Below are 15,091 nucleotides of genomic sequence, written 5' to 3'. Positions count from 1 at the left end.
ACACGGCTGCCTGCCGCTCATCCTTTCACTGCGCCGAGCAGCCCGTCTCGCCCGAAGCAAAGGCCTCTTTGGCGGCGCGGGCGATCTGCTCGGGCGTGAGATCCTGCTTGTGGGTCGCGATCGACCACGCATGGCCGAAGGGATCGGTGACGATGCCGTAGCGGTCGCCCCAGAACATGTCCTGCAGTGCCATCTTCTCGGTTGCGCCGGCCGCCAGGGCCTGCGCAAAGGTCTTGTCGGCGTCTTCCACATACAGGTGCAGCGTCACCGGCGTGCCGTTGAGCGCTTTCGGATCCTGCGAGCCGTACTCCGGAAAACTGTCGGCCAGCATGATCGGAGAACCGCCGATGGCGATCATGGCGTGCATGAGGCGACCGTCGGGTCCCGGCAGCCGGGCCAGCTCGACCGCCTGGAATGCCTTCACATAGAACGCGATGGCATCGGCTGCGCCGGCACACACGAGATGAGGGGTGACGGCATGCATGCCGTCCGGAATGGGCTTTACCTGTGGTGTGCTCATGAATTCTCCTTTACTGGGTTATCGCTGACATGCCGCTCGTATCGTTCCATCAGGACGAGCATGGTTTCCATCTCCCGCCTGTCGTCATCGCCGGCCGAGGCCGACCACAGCGCATCGAAGCGCGCCGTCCATGCGCGATGATTCTCCGGCGTCAATGCCGCGTCGTGCAGCGCAGGGCGGTTGTCAGGCTGCATGGAAAGCGTCTGAAGCCGGGGCCGATCAGGGATTCAGATCGAAGCAGGTCTTGCCGCTCATCGGATCGAAGGGCGCCGAGAAATGCTCGTGGACGATCTTCCACTGGCCATCGCGCTTGCGGTAGTGCGCGGTGCCGCGCATCCACATTGCATGTTCGTTGCCTTCCTTGTCCGTGCCCTTGCAGTGATTCAGGAAGTGGCTGCAGGCAAGGTCGCCGCTTACCGTCAACTGCAGTTCGTCGAGCACGAACTCCATCGGCGGCTGGCAATGCTCCATGCATTGCGCCCAGTGCCTGCCATAGCTTTCGGAACCATCGAAGCGCAAGGGGCCGATCGCGTCGAAGGCGCAGACGTCCTGCGCATAGTGGCTCATGATGCGGTCCGTATCGCAGGTGGCGACTGCCCGCAGCCAGCTGTCGATCAGGTTGCGCACTTCCTGTTCCTGCGCGCGATTTGCTGTCTCCGTCATGTTGTTTCTCCTTGGTAAAGAATTATTGTGTACAGTGTGCACTTAATATAGGACATATTGTGGACGCTGTACACAATAATTGCCATGACCAGAAAAAACGAAACAGGGATGCCGACCAGAGCCCGTACCACCTTCCGCCATGGCGATCTGCGCCGTGCCCTGCTTGAAGCCGGCGTGCGGCTGGCAAGGGAGGGCGGGCCTTCGGCCGTGGTGCTGCGCGAGGCGACGCGACAGGCCGGCGTGGTGCCGAACGCTGCCTATCGCCATTTTGCCGATCGCGATGCGCTGCTGCTGGCGGTATGCGCTGCGGCGCAGGCCGAACTTGCCATTGCGATCGAGCAGGAATGGAATGCATGCAAGCCCAGGCGCAACAAGGCAGCGGTGGCGCGCGATCACCTGCGCGCGGTCGGTACCGGTTATCTGCGTTTTGCACGGCGTGAACCGGGCCTGTTTCGCACGGCGTTTTCCGTGCATCAGGACCTGGAAAGGGCGGGAATTCCCGAGATGGCGGGTAACAGCGGCAGGACGCCGTTCCAGTTGCTGGGCCAGGCGCTCGACGAAATGCTGGCCGCTGGTGTGCTGGCGCCGGAGCGGCGTATGGCGGCGGAATTCCTGGCGTGGTCGTCGGTGCACGGACTGGCGATGCTGCTCATCGACGGTCCCTTGCGCGCGATGGACGATACGCATGCGGAAATCGTCGGGCAGCGCCTGATCGACATGGTCGAACGCGGACTGTAAGACAAGCCCGCGCAGCGCGCCTAGCCGCGCAAGGGATCGAGCAGATGCCGCAAGGCGTTGTGATCCAGCTCATACATGAGCGCCAGTTGGGTGCCGAGCCTGCCTGCCGGGAAACCTTCTCGTGCGAACCATCCAAGATAATGACCGGGCAGATCGGCGATCATGCGGCCCTTGTATTTCCCGTATGGCATGGGCGTTATCAATAGCGAGTGCAGGGCGTCGGCGTCCATTCGTGGTCGGGAGACAGGCGGGATGCGCAGGATAACGCGTGGCAGAACGGGCGGCAATGCGCATTTTGCATCGCGACAGCGCATATTTGCGGTTCCGGACTCGGCAGGGAATGGCAAATACGCTTACAATCGCCCCACTAACGAAATAGTTTTTATTTGTATTTATCGACCGTGAACCTTTCCGAACTCTCTCCCTTCACTCCGGCCGTGGTTGACTCCGTCAGCGGACTCGACAGCAACGATCCCATTTCCAAGCGTCTGCGCGAACTCGGCTTTGTCGAGGGCGAGCCGGTCAGCATCGTCGCGCGCGGCCCGATCGGCGCCGATCCGCTGCTGGTCCAGATCGGTTACACCCGTTTCGCCCTGCGCCGTACCGAAGCGCAGCGCGTCACGGTTCACCTCGCTTCCTGATTCCCGTCCTACGCTGGATTTTCCATGGCCATTTCCCGCATTGCCCTCGTCGGCAACCCGAACTGCGGCAAGACCGCGCTTTTCAACCAGTTGACCGGCAGCCGCCAGAAGGTCGCCAACTACGCCGGCGCCACCGTCGAGCGCAAGGAAGGGCGCTTTGCCGCGCCGTCCGGCCGCACCGTGCGCGTGCTCGACCTGCCGGGTGCCTACAGCCTGGATGCCACCAGCCCGGACGAAGTCATCACGCGCAACATCTGCCTCGGCAAGGTGGCGGGCGAGGAACTGCCGGAAATGATCGTCTGCGTGGCCGATGCCACTAACCTGCGCCTGCACCTGCGCTTCGTGCTCGAGGTCAAGCGCCTCGGACGCCCGATGGTGCTGGCGCTCAACATGATGGACGCAGCGCGCAAGCGCGGTATCCGCATCGACCGCGAGGAACTGCAGCGCCAGCTCGGCATGGACGTCATCGAGACGGTCGCCATCCGCAGCGGCGGTGCCGACGAACTGGTGGCGCACCTGGACCGCATCGACACGCCGCAGCCGGTGGATGCCTCCACCGTCGAACCGGACCTGCATGCGCAGGTGCGCCGCATCCTGGCCGCCGCGGTGACCATGCCGCGCTCGACCTCGCTCGTGGACGACACCATCGACCGCTGGGTGCTGCATCCGGTGTTCGGCATGATCATCCTCGCGGCCGTCATGTTCCTGATCTTCCAGGCCGTGTTTTCGTGGGCGGAACCCTTCATGGACGGCATCGAGGGCGGCATCGGCGCCGCCGCCGAATGGTTTGCCGCCTCGATTCCCGAAGGCTTGCTGCACAGCCTGATCGTTGACGGCCTGTTCGCCGGCCTGGGTGCGGTGCTGGTGTTCCTGCCGCAGATCGTGATCCTGTTCTTCTTCATCCTGGTGCTGGAGGAATCCGGCTATCTGCCACGTGCCGCCTTCCTGCTGGACCGCGTGATGTTCAAGGCGGGCCTGACCGGCCGCGCCTTCATTCCGTTGCTGTCGAGCTTCGCCTGCGCGATTCCCGGCATCATGGCCACGCGCAGCATCCAGGACCCGCGCGACCGCCTGACGACCATCCTGGTGGCGCCACTGATGACATGCTCGGCGCGCCTGCCTGTCTATACGCTCTTGATCGCAGCCTTCATCCCGGAACAGACGGTAGGGGGCATATTCAACCTGCAGGGCATCGTGCTGTTCGTGCTGTACGTGGCCGGCATCGTCAGCGCACTGGTGGTGGCCTGGGTCATCAAGTACCTGCGCAAGGACAAGAGCGACCACGCGCTGCTGATGGAACTGCCATCCTACCGCCTGCCGAACGTGCGCAGCGTGGCGATCGGCCTCTGGGAGCGCGCCATGATCTTCGTGCGGCGTGTGACGACCATCATCTTTTCGCTCACCGTGCTGCTGTGGTTCCTGACGACCTTCCCGGGACCGCCGGAGGGCGCTACGCTGCCGCCGATCGACTACAGCTTCGCCGGCCGCATCGGCCACGCGCTCGAATACGTGTTCGCGCCGATCGGCTTCAACTGGCAGATCTGCATCGCGCTGGTGCCGGGCATGGCCGCGCGCGAGGTGGCGGTGGCGGCACTGGGAACCGTCTATGCCATGTCGGGGTCTGAAGATGCAGTGGCCGAGCAACTGGGTTCGCTGATCGCCACACAGTGGCCGCTGGCAACGGCGTTCTCGATGCTGGCCTGGTTCGTGTTTGCGCCGCAATGCCTGGCAACCTGGGCCATCATCAAGCGCGAGACCAATTCGTGGAAGATGGTCGCCATTTCCGCCGGTTACCTGTTTGCGCTGGCCTATATCGCAGCCTTCCTGACCTATCGCATTACTCTTGCACTGACATGACGGATTATTTGCAGGAAATCATCATTGGCGTCATCGTCTTCGCCGCGCTGCTGTCGGTGATACGCCGTCTGTTGCCCGCGTGGTCGCGCGGTCGGCAGCAGGCGCTGGCGCAATGGCTGGACAGGCCCGGCCGCGGCAACGCGCTGCGGGCGGCAGGGCGCTTCCTGCGGCCGGGAGAAAGTGCCGGCGGGTGCGGCAGTGGATGCAATACCTGTTCGAGCTGCGACACCGCCGGTTCCGATACCACGGGCAAGAACGACGATTCCAAACCGCTGGAATTCCGCCGCCATCCATAAGCCTAGAAACTCTAGAAAAAAAACGCCCACCAATTGGTGGGCGTTCCGCTTCCCCCGCTCCCCGAGCAATTTCTATCTGATCTTCAGGTCCGCCATCACCTGCGTGCGCTGCATGTCGTTGAGCATGCGATGCAGGACTTGTGCGTCGGCCGTGCGCACGGCCGTTTCCTTCGCATTCAGCAGGACCATGATCGCATCGCGTCCGGCGGCACGCACCCGCATGACGAGGCAGCGGCCGGCTTCGCGCGTGAATCCGGTCTTGGACAGCAGCACGGTCCAGCCCGGTTCGCTGACCAGGCGATTGGTGTTGTGGTAGCGCTGCAGCGTGCCGCCGACCTCGACCAGATCGCCGGCAACGGTAGTGATGCGTTCGATTTCCGGATACTGCGCGGCGGCCGTCACCAGCCGTGCCAGGTCGCGCGCGGTCGAGGTGTTGTGCGGCGACAGGCCGGTCGGTTCCTCGATATTGGTGCGCCGCAGGTCCAGCGCATAGGCCTTGTTGCGCACCGCCATGCGGAACTGCATGAGTCCGCCCGGATAGGTGCGGGCCAGCGCATGCGCGGCACGATTGTCGGAAGACATCAACGCCAGTTCCAGCAGGGTATGGCGCGACAGCAGGGCGCCGACCGGCAGGCGCGAGGAGCTGAACTTGAAGTTATCGACGTCGTCCTCGCTGATCATGATGGGTTCGTCGAGGTCGAGCCGGGCATCGAGCACGACCATGGCGGTCATCAGCTTGGTGATCGAGGCGATGGGAACGATGTCGGCGGCATTCTTTTCGTAGAGCACGTCGCCGGTCTGCTCGTCGATGACGATCGCATGACGCGAACCGAGCGGGGCGGCCATGACGGATGAAGCGGCAAGCGCGAGGAACGCGAAGGAAGCGAGGAACCAGGACTTCATCTTTACACCTGCCCGTGGAGAGATCGAGCAGAAAGTGTAGAACGTTTCCTCAGGGCAGCATACGGTTATCGCACAGGGTGTTGCGAAATTTCACGCCGCAATGCGCATGGCTGCGCGCAGGCGATATCGTCCTGCAAACAACCGTTGGCAGGATGAACATGTGTTCCGTTTTTCGGGAAGGGAAGAAGAGAACGGGCAGCCCCGATGACGGATGGCTGCCCGAAGGGAAAATCAGTTGTTCGGCGACGTCGGGGCCAGCGTCTGTGCGACCACGAGGAACATCTCGGATGCGGTGTCGAAGCCGTTCTTTTGCAGATGCTCGGCTTCGCGGGCCAGCTTGGAGGCCAGCAGCGAATCAGTGGAGTCGGCGTTCTTGAGGGCGCGGCCCAGGTGGCGGCAGAAGGAAAAAACCTCGTTCTTGTTCAGGGTCTCGACCTGTGGCGTTTGTGTATCGCTCATGTGGTGCCTTTCAGAATGGCGGTGGATGGATGACCTTGCATCCGGTTTGTCAGCGCAGCGTTTCGATCGTTCCATCGGCTCGCCGCACGCATTTCATGCAAATCATCTTGAACATGAGATTCGCATTTTAACGCATTGAATTCATTAAACAAAGTTTCAAAGCTTAAGGTGAATTCTCATCATGACGCGCAGCAATGCCGATTTCCGGATTGAACGTTATTATTGCAGTCTTGCCAAAGTGTGCGAATCATATTTGTCAGTAAAGGAGCCAGATGCAACGCCGTGACTTACTCAAGACCGCAGCCCTGACACTCGCAGGTCTGTCCGCACCGCAGATTCATGCCGCCGCCAAGACCGATCTCAAGACGCTCGGCAAGGCGGAGAAATTCGATTACGCCTGGCTCAAGGGCCACGCCCGTTCGCTCGCCGCCAAGCCGTACGAAGCGCCGCCCGACAAGGTGCCGGCCAAGGTCAAGCAGCTCGACTGGGACCAGTACCAGTCGATCGGCTACCGCGACGACCACGCGCTGTGGGGCAAGGACAAGCTGCGCTTCCAGGCCAAGTTCTTCCATCTCGGCATGTATGCCACGCAGTCCGTCACGATCCACGAGGTCGTGGACGGCCAGGCGCGCGTGCTGGCCTACGATCCGGAGATGTTCAACTACGGCAAGAGCGGCCTGCGCGGACGCGATCTGCCCAAGGACCTCGGCTTCGCGGGTTTCCGCATCAACTTCCACACCGATCTGGTGCGCGACATCGTCGCCTTCCTCGGCGCCAGCTATTTCCGCGCGGTCGGCGGCGACTGGCAATACGGCCTGTCGGCCCGTGGTCTGGCTATCGATACCGGCATGGAACGTCCGGAGGAATTCCCGCGCTTCAGCGAATTCTGGCTCGAACAGCCGGCCAAGCAGTCGAGCACGCTGGTGGTCTATGCGCTGCTCGATTCGCCGAGCGTGACGGGCGCCTACCGCTTCCTGATCACGCCGGGCGCCACTACCGTGATGGATGTCGATGCCGCGCTCTATCCGCGCAAGGAAATCGAACGCCTCGGCATCGCGCCGCTGACCAGCATGTTCCTGACGGCCGAGAACGACCGTCGCATCAACAACGACTGGCGTCCCGAGATTCACGATTCCGATGGCCTGGCGATGCTGTCAGGCAGCGGCGAATGGATCTGGCGTCCGCTCGTCAATCCGGCCCACCTGCGCTTCAACGCCTACGCCGACGAGAATCCGCGCGGCTTCGGCCTGATGCAGCGCGACCGCGACTTCAACCATTACCAGGACGACGGCGTGTTCTACGAACGCCGTCCGAGCCTGTGGGTGGAGCCCAAGGCAGGGTGGGGCAAGGGCTCGATCCAACTCGTCGAAATTCCGACCGTCGATGAAACCTTCGACAACATCGTCGCCTTCTGGAATCCGGAAGCCAAGCCGCAGCCCGGCGAGGAACTGCTGTTCGGCTACAAGCTGCACTGGGGCGACAAGATGCCGATCGTGCCGCAACTGGCGACCGCGGTTGCCACGCGCACCGGCATCGGCGGCGTGGTCGGCAAGCAGCGCAGCTATTTCTCGTGGCGTTTCGCGGTGGATTTTGCCGGCGGCGATCTCGGCCTGCTGGGCAAGGACGTCAAGGTCGAACCCGTCATCACGGCCAGCCACGGCACCATCGAGATTCCTTCGGCACGGCCGCTGCACGAGATCAAGGGCTACCGCGCGATCTTCGACGTGCGCGTGCCCGACGACTACAAGGGCCCGGTCGATCTGCGCCTGTTCCTGAGTTCGGACGGGCAGGCCCTGACCGAAACCTGGCTCTATCAGTGGACGCCGCCGGAAGACAGACGCTTCTGATGCACGCGGCGGTCAGGCAGGCCATGTGCCTGGCCTGATCGCCGCGCAAATGCCTTTTCCCTCTCAAAGTTTGTCATAATCGCCCGTTGCTGCATGACGGGCGATCGACTTCGCCTGTCATCTTCCGCGTTTTTACCCGTTCATTACCAGAAGGTCCGCAATGTTCGATCCCTCGCTGTTAGGCCGCCTTTCCTTTACCCTGAGCGCACCGACCAGGCCGTCGCTCCCCGCCGGACTGCATCCGCTGGGCATTGCCGAAGAGCGCGACGCCATGCTGTACGTGCCGTCAACCTTGAAGAAGGAGGGACCGGTGCCGCTGCTGGTGATGTTCCACGGCGCCGGCGGCAGCGCCGAGAAGGTGCGACCATTCCTGGAAGAGCATGCCGAACGGCTTGGCTTTCTGTTGCTGCTGCCGCAATCGATCTATCCGACCTGGGACATCGTCATCGGCGGCAACGGTCCCGACCTCGAGCGCCTGGGCTTGGCGCTGACGGCCGTGGCCTCGCAGTTCGAGATCGATCCGTCGCACTTCGGCTTTGCCGGCTTTTCGGACGGCGGCAGCTATTCGCTGTCAACCGGCATCACCAATGGCGACATCGTCAGCCACGTGATCGTGTTTTCCGGCGGCTTCATGTCGGTCTTCATGCAGGAGGGCGCGCCCAAGGTATTCATCGCGCACGGCCTGATCGACGAACAATTGCCGATCGAAACCAGCGGCCGCAAGCATGCCGAACAGCTCAAGGCGGCAGGTTACGAGGTGCAGTACGTGGAATTCAACGGTCTGCACATCATTCATCCGCCTATCGTTGCACTCGCGATGGACTTCTTCCTCGGCGAGGCGCAACAGGCGGGCTGATGCCTGGCCGGGCCGTTATGCGCGCGTGACCTCTACCGTCACGTGCGCAAGCTCCTCATGGATGGCGAGCAGGCGGCGGAAATAATCGGCCGAGACTTCCGCCGCCACGCTCAGGCCCAGAATGCACGCATATTTCTCCTTGCCCACGCGCCAGACGTGCAGGTCATAGATCGTGGCCGGGACCGGGCTGGCGGCGATGGCTTCGCGTATTTCATTGACTACCGGCGCCGTCATTTCGGCATCGAGCAGCACGCGTCCGCTGTCGCGCAATAATCCCGCAGCCCACGCCGACACCAGAATGGCGCCGACTATCCCCATCAGCGGGTCCATCCAATCGGCTCCCCACAACTTGCCGCCAAACAGGGCGACGATCGCCAGTACGGAAGTGGCCGCATCCGCCAGCACATGCAGGTAGGCCGAGCGCAGGTTCAAATCGTGATGATGGTGATGATGATGTTCTTCATGCGCATGCGCATGATGGTGGTGGTCATGTTCGCCTCTCAGGAGAAACGCGCAGGCGAGATTCACCAGCAATCCCACAATCGCGATGGCAATGGCCTGGTCGTAATGAACGGCGACCGGATGCAGCAGGCGTTCGATGGACTGGTACAGCATCAGGATTGCCACCAGTACCAGCAGCAGGGCGCTGGTATAGGCGCCCAGAATCTCGATCTTCCATGTGCCAAAGGCAAAACGCCGATCCTGCGCGAATCGTCGCGCCAGCACATAGGCGCCAACCGCCAATCCCAGCGCCAGCGTATGCGAACTCATGTGCCAACCGTCGGCCAGCAAGGCCATGGAATTGAAGGCATAGCCGCCGATGATCTCGGCAATCATCATGGCGGTGGTCAGCGCCAGCGCCCAGGCCGTCCTGCGCTCGGCAACCGGATTGCCTTCGTTGAAGGCGTGGTTGTGGGGGCCGGCCGAATGAGAGTCAATGGTTTTCATGCCAAACACGCTTGATTGAAATATACTGTACCCCAGTATATAACAACCTGAGTAAACAAATGAGCCACACCATCGGAGACAAGAAGCTGCTGGCGCGCGTGCGCCGCATGAAAGGGCAGGTACAGGCCGTCGAACATGCGCTCGAGACAGGCGCCGACTGCGCTGCCGTCCTGCAGCAGATCGCCGCGATACGAGGCGCCGCCAATGGGCTGATGGGGCAGGTTCTGGAAAGCCACGTGCGTGAGCATCTGGGCCCCGGCGCACTTCCCGAAGCGCAACGTCGTCAGGAACTGGAACAGGTCATCGGCGTATTGCGTTCCTATCTCAAATGAAACGCGCAACAACCATGCCCCCGCTGCACGCGGCGATTTCTCCGTGCTAGACTGCACGCCATGAAGCGGTTCCTGCACATTGCCTTGTTGTACATGCTCGCACTGGCCTTGCCGGTGCAGGGCTGGGCTGCGGCCGTGCAAACCGCCTGTGCGCCGTCCATGCACGCGCCAGCGGTTCAGATGGAACATACGGCCTCGATGCAGGGCGATCTGCATCATCACGACCATGCCGCGCATCATCATGCCGAGTCAGCGAGTCCGATGCAGGATCATGCCGCTAGTGACACAGACAACCACTATGCCGGCAAACACGGCAAGGTGACATGCAGCGCCTGTGCCGCCTGCTATGTCGGCATGGCCCTGCTGCCTGCCATGCCCGATCTTTCTGCTCCCGCGCACGGTTCTTCGCCTGTCGTCGCGGCGCCTCTTTCTCTCTTCCTCGGCCATATTGCGGACGGCATCAAGCGTCCACCCCGGCACATTCTCGGCTAGTTGCTTCGCTGACCGCTTGCGCGGTCACCCGTTTGTGCGCGTCTGCGCATGAATCTGCATCCTTGACGAGAACATCATGAAATTCTCCTTTTTCCTGCTGCCGGCCTTGCTGGCGGCGACTGCGGTCGTTCACGCAGAAGGTAGCCGCCATGCGGATCCTGCCGATGCCTCGCAGGCCGGCGCACTGCCGCCTTATCGCTCTGCCTTCGACAATTATCTGCCGCACACGGACCCGTCATCGCCTTCACTGGAACGCTGGCGTGCGGCCAACGACGAAGTAGGGCGGCTTGGCGGCCATGCCGGCCATATCGATGCGGCCGGTGCCTCGGCACACGATCACTCGAACCACGTCACGCCAAAACAGCTGCCGCCGGTACGCGAAGGAGGGCACCATCATGCTCACTGACCGGATTTTCAGCGGCAAGGCTTCCGCTGCGCTGGCAATTGTCGTACTGCTGAGCGGCTGTGCCGGCTTTTCAGGCGACGGCGGCCTGCAGGCCGTGTCCGACATGACCCAGGCCAGTATCGGCCAGACGGTAGCGCGCGACAGCGATGGGCAGCCGCATGAAAGCGAGGCGACGATTAGCGAGCTGCTGGCTCGTCCGCTGAGTGCAGACGACGCGGTGCGCATCGCCTTGCTCAACAATCGCGGACTGCAGGCGGCACTGGCGGAAATCGGGATTGCCGAAGCCGATCTGGTGCAGGCCGGACGATTGCGCAATCCCAGCCTGTCGTTCGGCCACATGCGTGGCGGCGGCGATACCGAAATCGAGCGCGGCATCATGTTCGATCTGGCGGGCCTGCTGACCATGCCGATGCGCACTCGTATCGAAGAGGGGCGTTTCAATCAGGCGCAACTGCAGGCCGCCGAGCGCGCAGTTGCGCTGGCAAGCGATACCCGTCGCGCCTACTTCAATGCCGTTGCCGCCCAGCAGGGCGCGCAATTCATGGCGCGTGCAGCCGAAGCCGCCGAAGCCGGCGCCGAACTTGCGCAACGCATGCAGGCCGTCGGCAACTGGAACCGTATCGATGCGGCGCGCGAACAGCTTCTCTATGCGGATACCGTGGCCCAACTGGCGCGCAGCCGGCACGCCGAAACCGAGGCACGCAGCAACCTGATGCGCCTGCTGGGGCTATGGGAAGAGGGCGTGCAACTGCAATTGCCGGCGACCCTGCCGACCATTCCGGAAAAGCCGGCGGATCTTGCAGGACTCGAGCAACGCGCAGTCGCGCAACGGCTCGACATCCAGACAGCCAGGCGGGATACGGAAGCCACCGCGCGGGCGCTCGGCTTGAGCAAGGCGACGCGCTTCATCAACGTGCTCGACGCCGGCTACCGAAACAAGAGCGAAACCGGGCAGCCGCGCAGCAACGGCTACGAAATCAGCCTGGAATTGCCGCTGTTCGACTGGGGCAGCGCGCGTACCGTCAAGGCCGAATCCCTTTACATGCAAGCCGTGCACCACACTGCGGATACCGCCGTCCGCGCCCGTCTGGAAGTACGTCAGGCATGGTCCGCCTACCGCACCGCCTGGGATCTGTCGCGCCACTATCGTGACGAGGTAGTGCCTCTGCGCAAGAAAGTCTCGGACGAGATGCTGCTGCGTTACAACGGCATGCTGGCCAGCGTGTTCGACCTGCTGGCCGATGCGCGGCTGCAGATCGCTGCCGTCAACAGCGCCATCGAAGCGCAACGCGATTTCTGGGTGGCAGAAACCGATCTGCAGGCGGCCATCAATGGTCCGCTGCCGGGAAATTCCGCTGCAGCAGCGGATTCCGCACCCCAAACCATGCCCGCCGATCACGCCGGCCATAGCGACCATTAAGAGGACTTACATGCTTTCACGCAGACATTTTCTGGCCGGTGCCGGCTCGCTGATCGGCGCAGGGCTGGTCAGCAAGGCTGGCGCCGCCACCATTCCCGAGGCGCAGATCGTGCAGCACGCCGATACCTTGCCGCCGCCATTGCCGCCCAACGGCCGGCCGTTCCATCCCGTCGTTACGCTCAACGGCTGGAGTGCGCCATGGCGCATGAAGAACGGCTGGAAGGAATTCCATCTGATCGCCGAGCCCGTGATCCGCGAACTGGCGCCCGGCATGAAGGCCACGCTGTGGGGCTACAACGGTTCCAGCCCGGGACCGACCATCGAGGTAGTCGAAGGCGACAAGGTACGCATCTTCGTCACCAACAAGCTGCCCGAGCCGACCTCCATCCACTGGCACGGCCAGCGCCTGCCCAACGGCATGGATGGTGTGGCCGGCGTCACGCAGCCGCAGATCCCGGTCGGCAAGACCTTCGTCTATGAGTTCGAAGCCAGGCGCGCCGGCACCTTCATGTACCACCCGCATGCCGACGAAGTCACGCAGATGGCGATGGGCATGATGGGATCGTGGATCACGCATCCGCGCGATCCTGCCTTGCACCGTGCCGACCGCGATTTCGTATTCCTGCTCAATGCCTATGACATCGAACCCGGCAGCAGCACGCCCAAGGTCAACACCATGACCGATTTCAACCTGTGGACCTGGAACAGCCGCGTCTTTCCCGGCATCGCCTCGTTGCCGTGCCGGCAGGGTGATCGCGTGCGCATCCGCATCGGCAATCTCAGCATGACTAACCACCCGATCCACATCCATGGCCACGAATTCGAAGTGACCGGGACCGACGGTGGCTGGGTGCCGAAAACCGCACGCTGGCCGGAAGTCACGACGGACGTGGCGGTCGGCCAGATGCGCGCCATCGAGTTCGACGCCACCGACCTTGGCGACTGGGCCTTCCATTGCCACAAGGGCCATCACACCATGAACGCCATGGGCCACGACGTGCCGACCATGATTGGCGTTGATCACCGCAAGATCGCCGACAAGATCATCCGCATCATTCCCGACTACATGGTCATGGGCGAACGCGGCATGGCCGACATGGGAGAGATGGAAATGCCGATTCCCGACAACACGCTGCCGATGATGAGCGGTCACGGCCCGTTCGGGCCCATCGAAATGGGCGGCATGTTCACGCTGGTCAAGGTACGCAAGGACCAGAAACCCGGCGACTACACCGATCCCGGCTGGTATCGCCATCCAAGCGGCAGCGTCGCCCGCGAAGCCTGACATTGACTCAAACATCGCTTTCAGAAGGAACAGAAAATGAAGCTATTCAACCTGTGTGCCGCCGCCCTTTTCACGCTCCTGCCCGCCGTACATGCAGCGGAGCAGGGCAGCGAAGCCACCGAACAGGCCCATGACACGCATGCACAGACAACCAGCGCCATGAGCGAGGGGGAAATCAGAAAGATCGATCGGGAAACCGGCAAGATCACCATCAAGCACGGTCCGCTCGAGAACCTTAGAATGCCCGGCATGACCATGGTGTTCCGGCTGGCCGAACCCGGGATGATGGAGGGGATCAAGGAGGGAGACCGCATCCGTTTCGTTGCCGAGAAACGCGAGGGCGTTTATACGGTCACTCGACTGGAGATTTTCTAGCCTCCGAGCAAGCAGCGCCAAGAAATTAAATAGAAAATCCTTTTTATTCAATGTTCTGTGGAACATATCTCATCCATTTTATTTAATAAATTGGATGAGTTTTACCATGCTGCATGACCAAGAATCCAAAAGGCCGGACGATTACTCAACGCCCTTTATGCTTCTTTACTTTTCCATTTCGTGCTTCCTTTTCGCCCGCATCGGGTTCTTCTGGAAGAGCATCTTCTTTTTTCTTCGGAGAGCTTTTCATCGACTCTCTGGCCGCCAGAATGGCAAGAATCAATGCGGCAAGCAATACGGCAGCAGTCCAACCCAATTTGATCTCCGATGTATGAAATGACGAGCTTGAAGGCGAGATCGAGCATGATAAACGGTACGGAGCCTTTTCTGTGCCTTTCCGACCGTTCCAGACACATCAATATATTCGCATAATTTGCATTATGTAAAATAACAGAGAATCCGAAAGCGACGTATCGCCCTACGTCAGCGAATCTCAACGTCCTCCTTCGCAAGCATTACGGCCATTGTCCACGCGACCGGTCATACTGCAAGCGTGACAACGCGCGCTCCGCAGCGTCCAGCTTTCCACAACCAGATGGACCCGCTCGCCTTTGCTCATATTCGATGAGGCGATCCGCCGCAGCGCAATCGCCATGCAGCGTGACGATCAGTCTTTCGCGTGCTTCTACTGCTTTTTCCGCCACGGATAGCGGCACGTTGCCGGGTTCGCGCAGGATCAAATACCACCACACCACGTAGCAAAGGCAGCCCGCGCTGACGAGGCCAGCCAGCACTGCAGGTCGATCCAGGAGCGAGAACAAGTAATCCATGACGGGATTGTTAAATTAACTAATTCAACAATGTAAAGCTTCTTCCAGGCAACCTTCAATCCCATGACCTCGTTATTTTCATTTGTTTAGATTGCCGGCACGGCCAATACATGAAGCGGACGCCGAAAGGGATTTTCGTGTTTCAGAGAAGTCTTTTTTACGCTCTGCTATCATTCCTGCCCGCAGACAGGTACTCGCTCGTCTGCATCATTCAATTCGGTAG

General features: G+C 61.6%; 21 protein-coding genes. 12 read left to right on the top strand and 9 right to left on the bottom strand.

The genetic code is table 11. The features are described 5' to 3' along the window. Positions 1 to 25: 25 nt before the first annotated feature. The 3 genes from IEV38_RS04515 to IEV38_RS04505 are packed head-to-tail and all read right to left on the bottom strand — an operon-like array spanning position 26 to position 1,183. Positions 26 to 520 (bottom strand): VOC family protein, encoded by a 495-nt coding sequence (locus IEV38_RS04515; protein ID WP_188394987.1) that lies wholly within the window; start codon positions 518 to 520, stop codon positions 26 to 28. Further along, entirely contained in the window at positions 517 to 714 is a 198-nt protein-coding gene (locus IEV38_RS04510; RefSeq protein ID WP_188394986.1) for a hypothetical protein, read from the bottom strand. The genes IEV38_RS04515 and IEV38_RS04510 overlap by 4 nt, the downstream gene beginning before the upstream one ends. Positions 715 to 739: 25 nt before the next feature. Continuing rightward, complete coding sequence (locus IEV38_RS04505) at positions 740 to 1,183, bottom strand: YybH family protein (RefSeq protein WP_188394985.1); 444 nt, start codon at positions 1,181 to 1,183, stop codon at positions 740 to 742. Positions 1,184 to 1,291: 108 nt separating this feature from the next. Between IEV38_RS04505 and IEV38_RS04500 the strand changes: the two genes are divergently transcribed. Further along, positions 1,292 to 1,921, top strand: coding sequence for a TetR/AcrR family transcriptional regulator (locus tag IEV38_RS04500; RefSeq protein WP_229728677.1), 630 nt, complete (start codon positions 1,292 to 1,294; stop codon positions 1,919 to 1,921). A gap of 20 nt (positions 1,922 to 1,941) precedes the next feature. Here IEV38_RS04500 and IEV38_RS04495 read toward each other — a convergent pair whose 3' ends face one another. Beyond that, the gene (locus IEV38_RS04495) at positions 1,942 to 2,151 is read right to left on the bottom strand and encodes a DUF3820 family protein (RefSeq protein ID WP_188394983.1); all 210 of its coding nucleotides are present in this window, start codon (positions 2,149 to 2,151) and stop codon (positions 1,942 to 1,944) included. Positions 2,152 to 2,322: 171 nt separating this feature from the next. Here IEV38_RS04495 and IEV38_RS04490 point away from each other — a divergent pair, with 171 nt between their 5' ends. From IEV38_RS04490 to IEV38_RS04480, 3 genes are read left to right on the top strand one after another with little or no spacing between them, the layout of a single operon-like run. Then, a complete protein-coding gene (locus tag IEV38_RS04490; protein WP_188394982.1) occupies positions 2,323 to 2,562 on the top strand; it encodes a FeoA family protein in 240 nt (79 codons plus the stop codon). Positions 2,563 to 2,586: 24 nt separating this feature from the next. Then, on the top strand, positions 2,587 to 4,419 hold the full coding sequence (gene feoB, locus IEV38_RS04485; RefSeq protein WP_188394981.1) for a ferrous iron transport protein B: 1,833 nt from the start codon (positions 2,587 to 2,589) through the stop codon (positions 4,417 to 4,419). After that, complete coding sequence (locus tag IEV38_RS04480; RefSeq protein ID WP_188394980.1) at positions 4,416 to 4,715, top strand: DUF6587 family protein; 300 nt, start codon at positions 4,416 to 4,418, stop codon at positions 4,713 to 4,715. Before feoB ends, IEV38_RS04480 begins: the two co-directional genes overlap by 4 nt. A gap of 72 nt (positions 4,716 to 4,787) precedes the next feature. Here the strand turns inward: IEV38_RS04480 and IEV38_RS04475 are convergent, their stop codons facing one another. Together IEV38_RS04475 and IEV38_RS04470 are read right to left on the bottom strand one after the other, a co-directional pair. After that, a complete protein-coding gene (locus tag IEV38_RS04475) occupies positions 4,788 to 5,618 on the bottom strand; it encodes a serine hydrolase (protein ID WP_188394979.1) in 831 nt (276 codons plus the stop codon). Positions 5,619 to 5,849: 231 nt separating this feature from the next. Next, a complete protein-coding gene (locus IEV38_RS04470) occupies positions 5,850 to 6,077 on the bottom strand; it encodes a hypothetical protein (RefSeq protein WP_188394978.1) in 228 nt (75 codons plus the stop codon). 272 nt (positions 6,078 to 6,349) lie between these two features. Here IEV38_RS04470 and IEV38_RS04465 point away from each other — a divergent pair, with 272 nt between their 5' ends. Together IEV38_RS04465 and IEV38_RS04460 are read left to right on the top strand one after the other, a co-directional pair. Then, a complete protein-coding gene (locus IEV38_RS04465) occupies positions 6,350 to 7,924 on the top strand; it encodes an OpgD/OpgG family glucan biosynthesis protein (protein WP_188394977.1) in 1,575 nt (524 codons plus the stop codon). A 160-nt stretch (positions 7,925 to 8,084) separates the two neighbouring features. Further along, positions 8,085 to 8,780: an alpha/beta hydrolase gene (locus tag IEV38_RS04460; protein WP_188394976.1), complete on the top strand. Its 696-nt coding sequence runs from the start codon at positions 8,085 to 8,087 to the stop codon at positions 8,778 to 8,780. A 15-nt stretch (positions 8,781 to 8,795) separates the two neighbouring features. Here the strand turns inward: IEV38_RS04460 and dmeF are convergent, their stop codons facing one another. Beyond that, positions 8,796 to 9,728, bottom strand: coding sequence for a CDF family Co(II)/Ni(II) efflux transporter DmeF (gene dmeF, locus IEV38_RS04455; RefSeq protein WP_188394975.1), 933 nt, complete (start codon positions 9,726 to 9,728; stop codon positions 8,796 to 8,798). Positions 9,729 to 9,787: 59 nt separating this feature from the next. Between dmeF and IEV38_RS04450 the strand changes: the two genes are divergently transcribed. From IEV38_RS04450 to IEV38_RS04425, 6 genes are all read left to right on the top strand, one after another. Then, complete coding sequence (locus IEV38_RS04450; RefSeq protein ID WP_188394974.1) at positions 9,788 to 10,060, top strand: metal/formaldehyde-sensitive transcriptional repressor; 273 nt, start codon at positions 9,788 to 9,790, stop codon at positions 10,058 to 10,060. A gap of 60 nt (positions 10,061 to 10,120) precedes the next feature. Next, a complete protein-coding gene (locus IEV38_RS04445; protein WP_229728673.1) occupies positions 10,121 to 10,552 on the top strand; it encodes a hypothetical protein in 432 nt (143 codons plus the stop codon). Positions 10,553 to 10,628: 76 nt separating this feature from the next. Continuing rightward, on the top strand, positions 10,629 to 10,958 hold the full coding sequence (locus IEV38_RS04440; RefSeq protein ID WP_188394973.1) for a hypothetical protein: 330 nt from the start codon (positions 10,629 to 10,631) through the stop codon (positions 10,956 to 10,958). After that, positions 10,948 to 12,378, top strand: coding sequence for a TolC family protein (locus IEV38_RS04435; RefSeq protein WP_188394972.1), 1,431 nt, complete (start codon positions 10,948 to 10,950; stop codon positions 12,376 to 12,378). The genes IEV38_RS04440 and IEV38_RS04435 overlap by 11 nt, the downstream gene beginning before the upstream one ends. Before the next feature lie 10 nt (positions 12,379 to 12,388). Next, a complete protein-coding gene (locus IEV38_RS04430; protein ID WP_188394971.1) occupies positions 12,389 to 13,663 on the top strand; it encodes a multicopper oxidase family protein in 1,275 nt (424 codons plus the stop codon). 36 nt (positions 13,664 to 13,699) lie between these two features. Next, positions 13,700 to 14,038, top strand: a complete 339-nt coding sequence (locus IEV38_RS04425) for a copper-binding protein (protein WP_188394970.1) — start codon at positions 13,700 to 13,702, stop codon at positions 14,036 to 14,038. Positions 14,039 to 14,183: 145 nt separating this feature from the next. Here the strand turns inward: IEV38_RS04425 and IEV38_RS04420 are convergent, their stop codons facing one another. Together IEV38_RS04420 and IEV38_RS04415 are read right to left on the bottom strand one after the other, a co-directional pair. Next, the gene (locus tag IEV38_RS04420; RefSeq protein ID WP_188394969.1) at positions 14,184 to 14,354 is read right to left on the bottom strand and encodes a hypothetical protein; all 171 of its coding nucleotides are present in this window, start codon (positions 14,352 to 14,354) and stop codon (positions 14,184 to 14,186) included. A 199-nt stretch (positions 14,355 to 14,553) separates the two neighbouring features. Then, positions 14,554 to 14,868: a hypothetical protein gene (locus IEV38_RS04415; RefSeq protein WP_188394968.1), complete on the bottom strand. Its 315-nt coding sequence runs from the start codon at positions 14,866 to 14,868 to the stop codon at positions 14,554 to 14,556. Positions 14,869 to 15,091: the final 223 nt, after the last annotated feature.

It is taken from the genome of Oxalicibacterium flavum (assembly GCF_014635065.1).
GTDB classification, from domain to species: Bacteria; Pseudomonadota; Gammaproteobacteria; order Burkholderiales; family Burkholderiaceae_D; genus Oxalicibacterium; species Oxalicibacterium flavum.
This window is presented reverse-complemented; position numbering and strand designations above follow the sequence as displayed.

Coding starts and splice junctions, on each gene's coding strand:
- feoB (WP_188394981.1), top strand. CDS start 2,587: ATGGCCATTTCCCGCATTGCCCTCGTCGGCAACCCGAACTGCGGCAAG.
- IEV38_RS04505 (WP_188394985.1), bottom strand. CDS start 1,183: ATGACGGAGACAGCAAATCGCGCGCAGGAACAGGAAGTGCGCAACCTG.
- IEV38_RS04510 (WP_188394986.1), bottom strand. CDS start 714: ATGCAGCCTGACAACCGCCCTGCGCTGCACGACGCGGCATTGACGCCG.
- IEV38_RS04425 (WP_188394970.1), top strand. CDS start 13,700: ATGAAGCTATTCAACCTGTGTGCCGCCGCCCTTTTCACGCTCCTGCCC.
- IEV38_RS04450 (WP_188394974.1), top strand. CDS start 9,788: ATGAGCCACACCATCGGAGACAAGAAGCTGCTGGCGCGCGTGCGCCGC.
- IEV38_RS04435 (WP_188394972.1), top strand. CDS start 10,948: ATGCTCACTGACCGGATTTTCAGCGGCAAGGCTTCCGCTGCGCTGGCA.
- IEV38_RS04445 (WP_229728673.1), top strand. CDS start 10,121: ATGAAGCGGTTCCTGCACATTGCCTTGTTGTACATGCTCGCACTGGCC.
- IEV38_RS04480 (WP_188394980.1), top strand. CDS start 4,416: ATGACGGATTATTTGCAGGAAATCATCATTGGCGTCATCGTCTTCGCC.
- IEV38_RS04415 (WP_188394968.1), bottom strand. CDS start 14,868: ATGGATTACTTGTTCTCGCTCCTGGATCGACCTGCAGTGCTGGCTGGC.
- IEV38_RS04495 (WP_188394983.1), bottom strand. CDS start 2,151: ATGGACGCCGACGCCCTGCACTCGCTATTGATAACGCCCATGCCATAC.
- IEV38_RS04515 (WP_188394987.1), bottom strand. CDS start 520: ATGAGCACACCACAGGTAAAGCCCATTCCGGACGGCATGCATGCCGTC.
- dmeF (WP_188394975.1), bottom strand. CDS start 9,728: ATGAAAACCATTGACTCTCATTCGGCCGGCCCCCACAACCACGCCTTC.
- IEV38_RS04470 (WP_188394978.1), bottom strand. CDS start 6,077: ATGAGCGATACACAAACGCCACAGGTCGAGACCCTGAACAAGAACGAG.
- IEV38_RS04465 (WP_188394977.1), top strand. CDS start 6,350: ATGCAACGCCGTGACTTACTCAAGACCGCAGCCCTGACACTCGCAGGT.
- IEV38_RS04460 (WP_188394976.1), top strand. CDS start 8,085: ATGTTCGATCCCTCGCTGTTAGGCCGCCTTTCCTTTACCCTGAGCGCA.
- IEV38_RS04440 (WP_188394973.1), top strand. CDS start 10,629: ATGAAATTCTCCTTTTTCCTGCTGCCGGCCTTGCTGGCGGCGACTGCG.
- IEV38_RS04475 (WP_188394979.1), bottom strand. CDS start 5,618: ATGAAGTCCTGGTTCCTCGCTTCCTTCGCGTTCCTCGCGCTTGCCGCT.
- IEV38_RS04500 (WP_229728677.1), top strand. CDS start 1,292: ATGCCGACCAGAGCCCGTACCACCTTCCGCCATGGCGATCTGCGCCGT.
- IEV38_RS04430 (WP_188394971.1), top strand. CDS start 12,389: ATGCTTTCACGCAGACATTTTCTGGCCGGTGCCGGCTCGCTGATCGGC.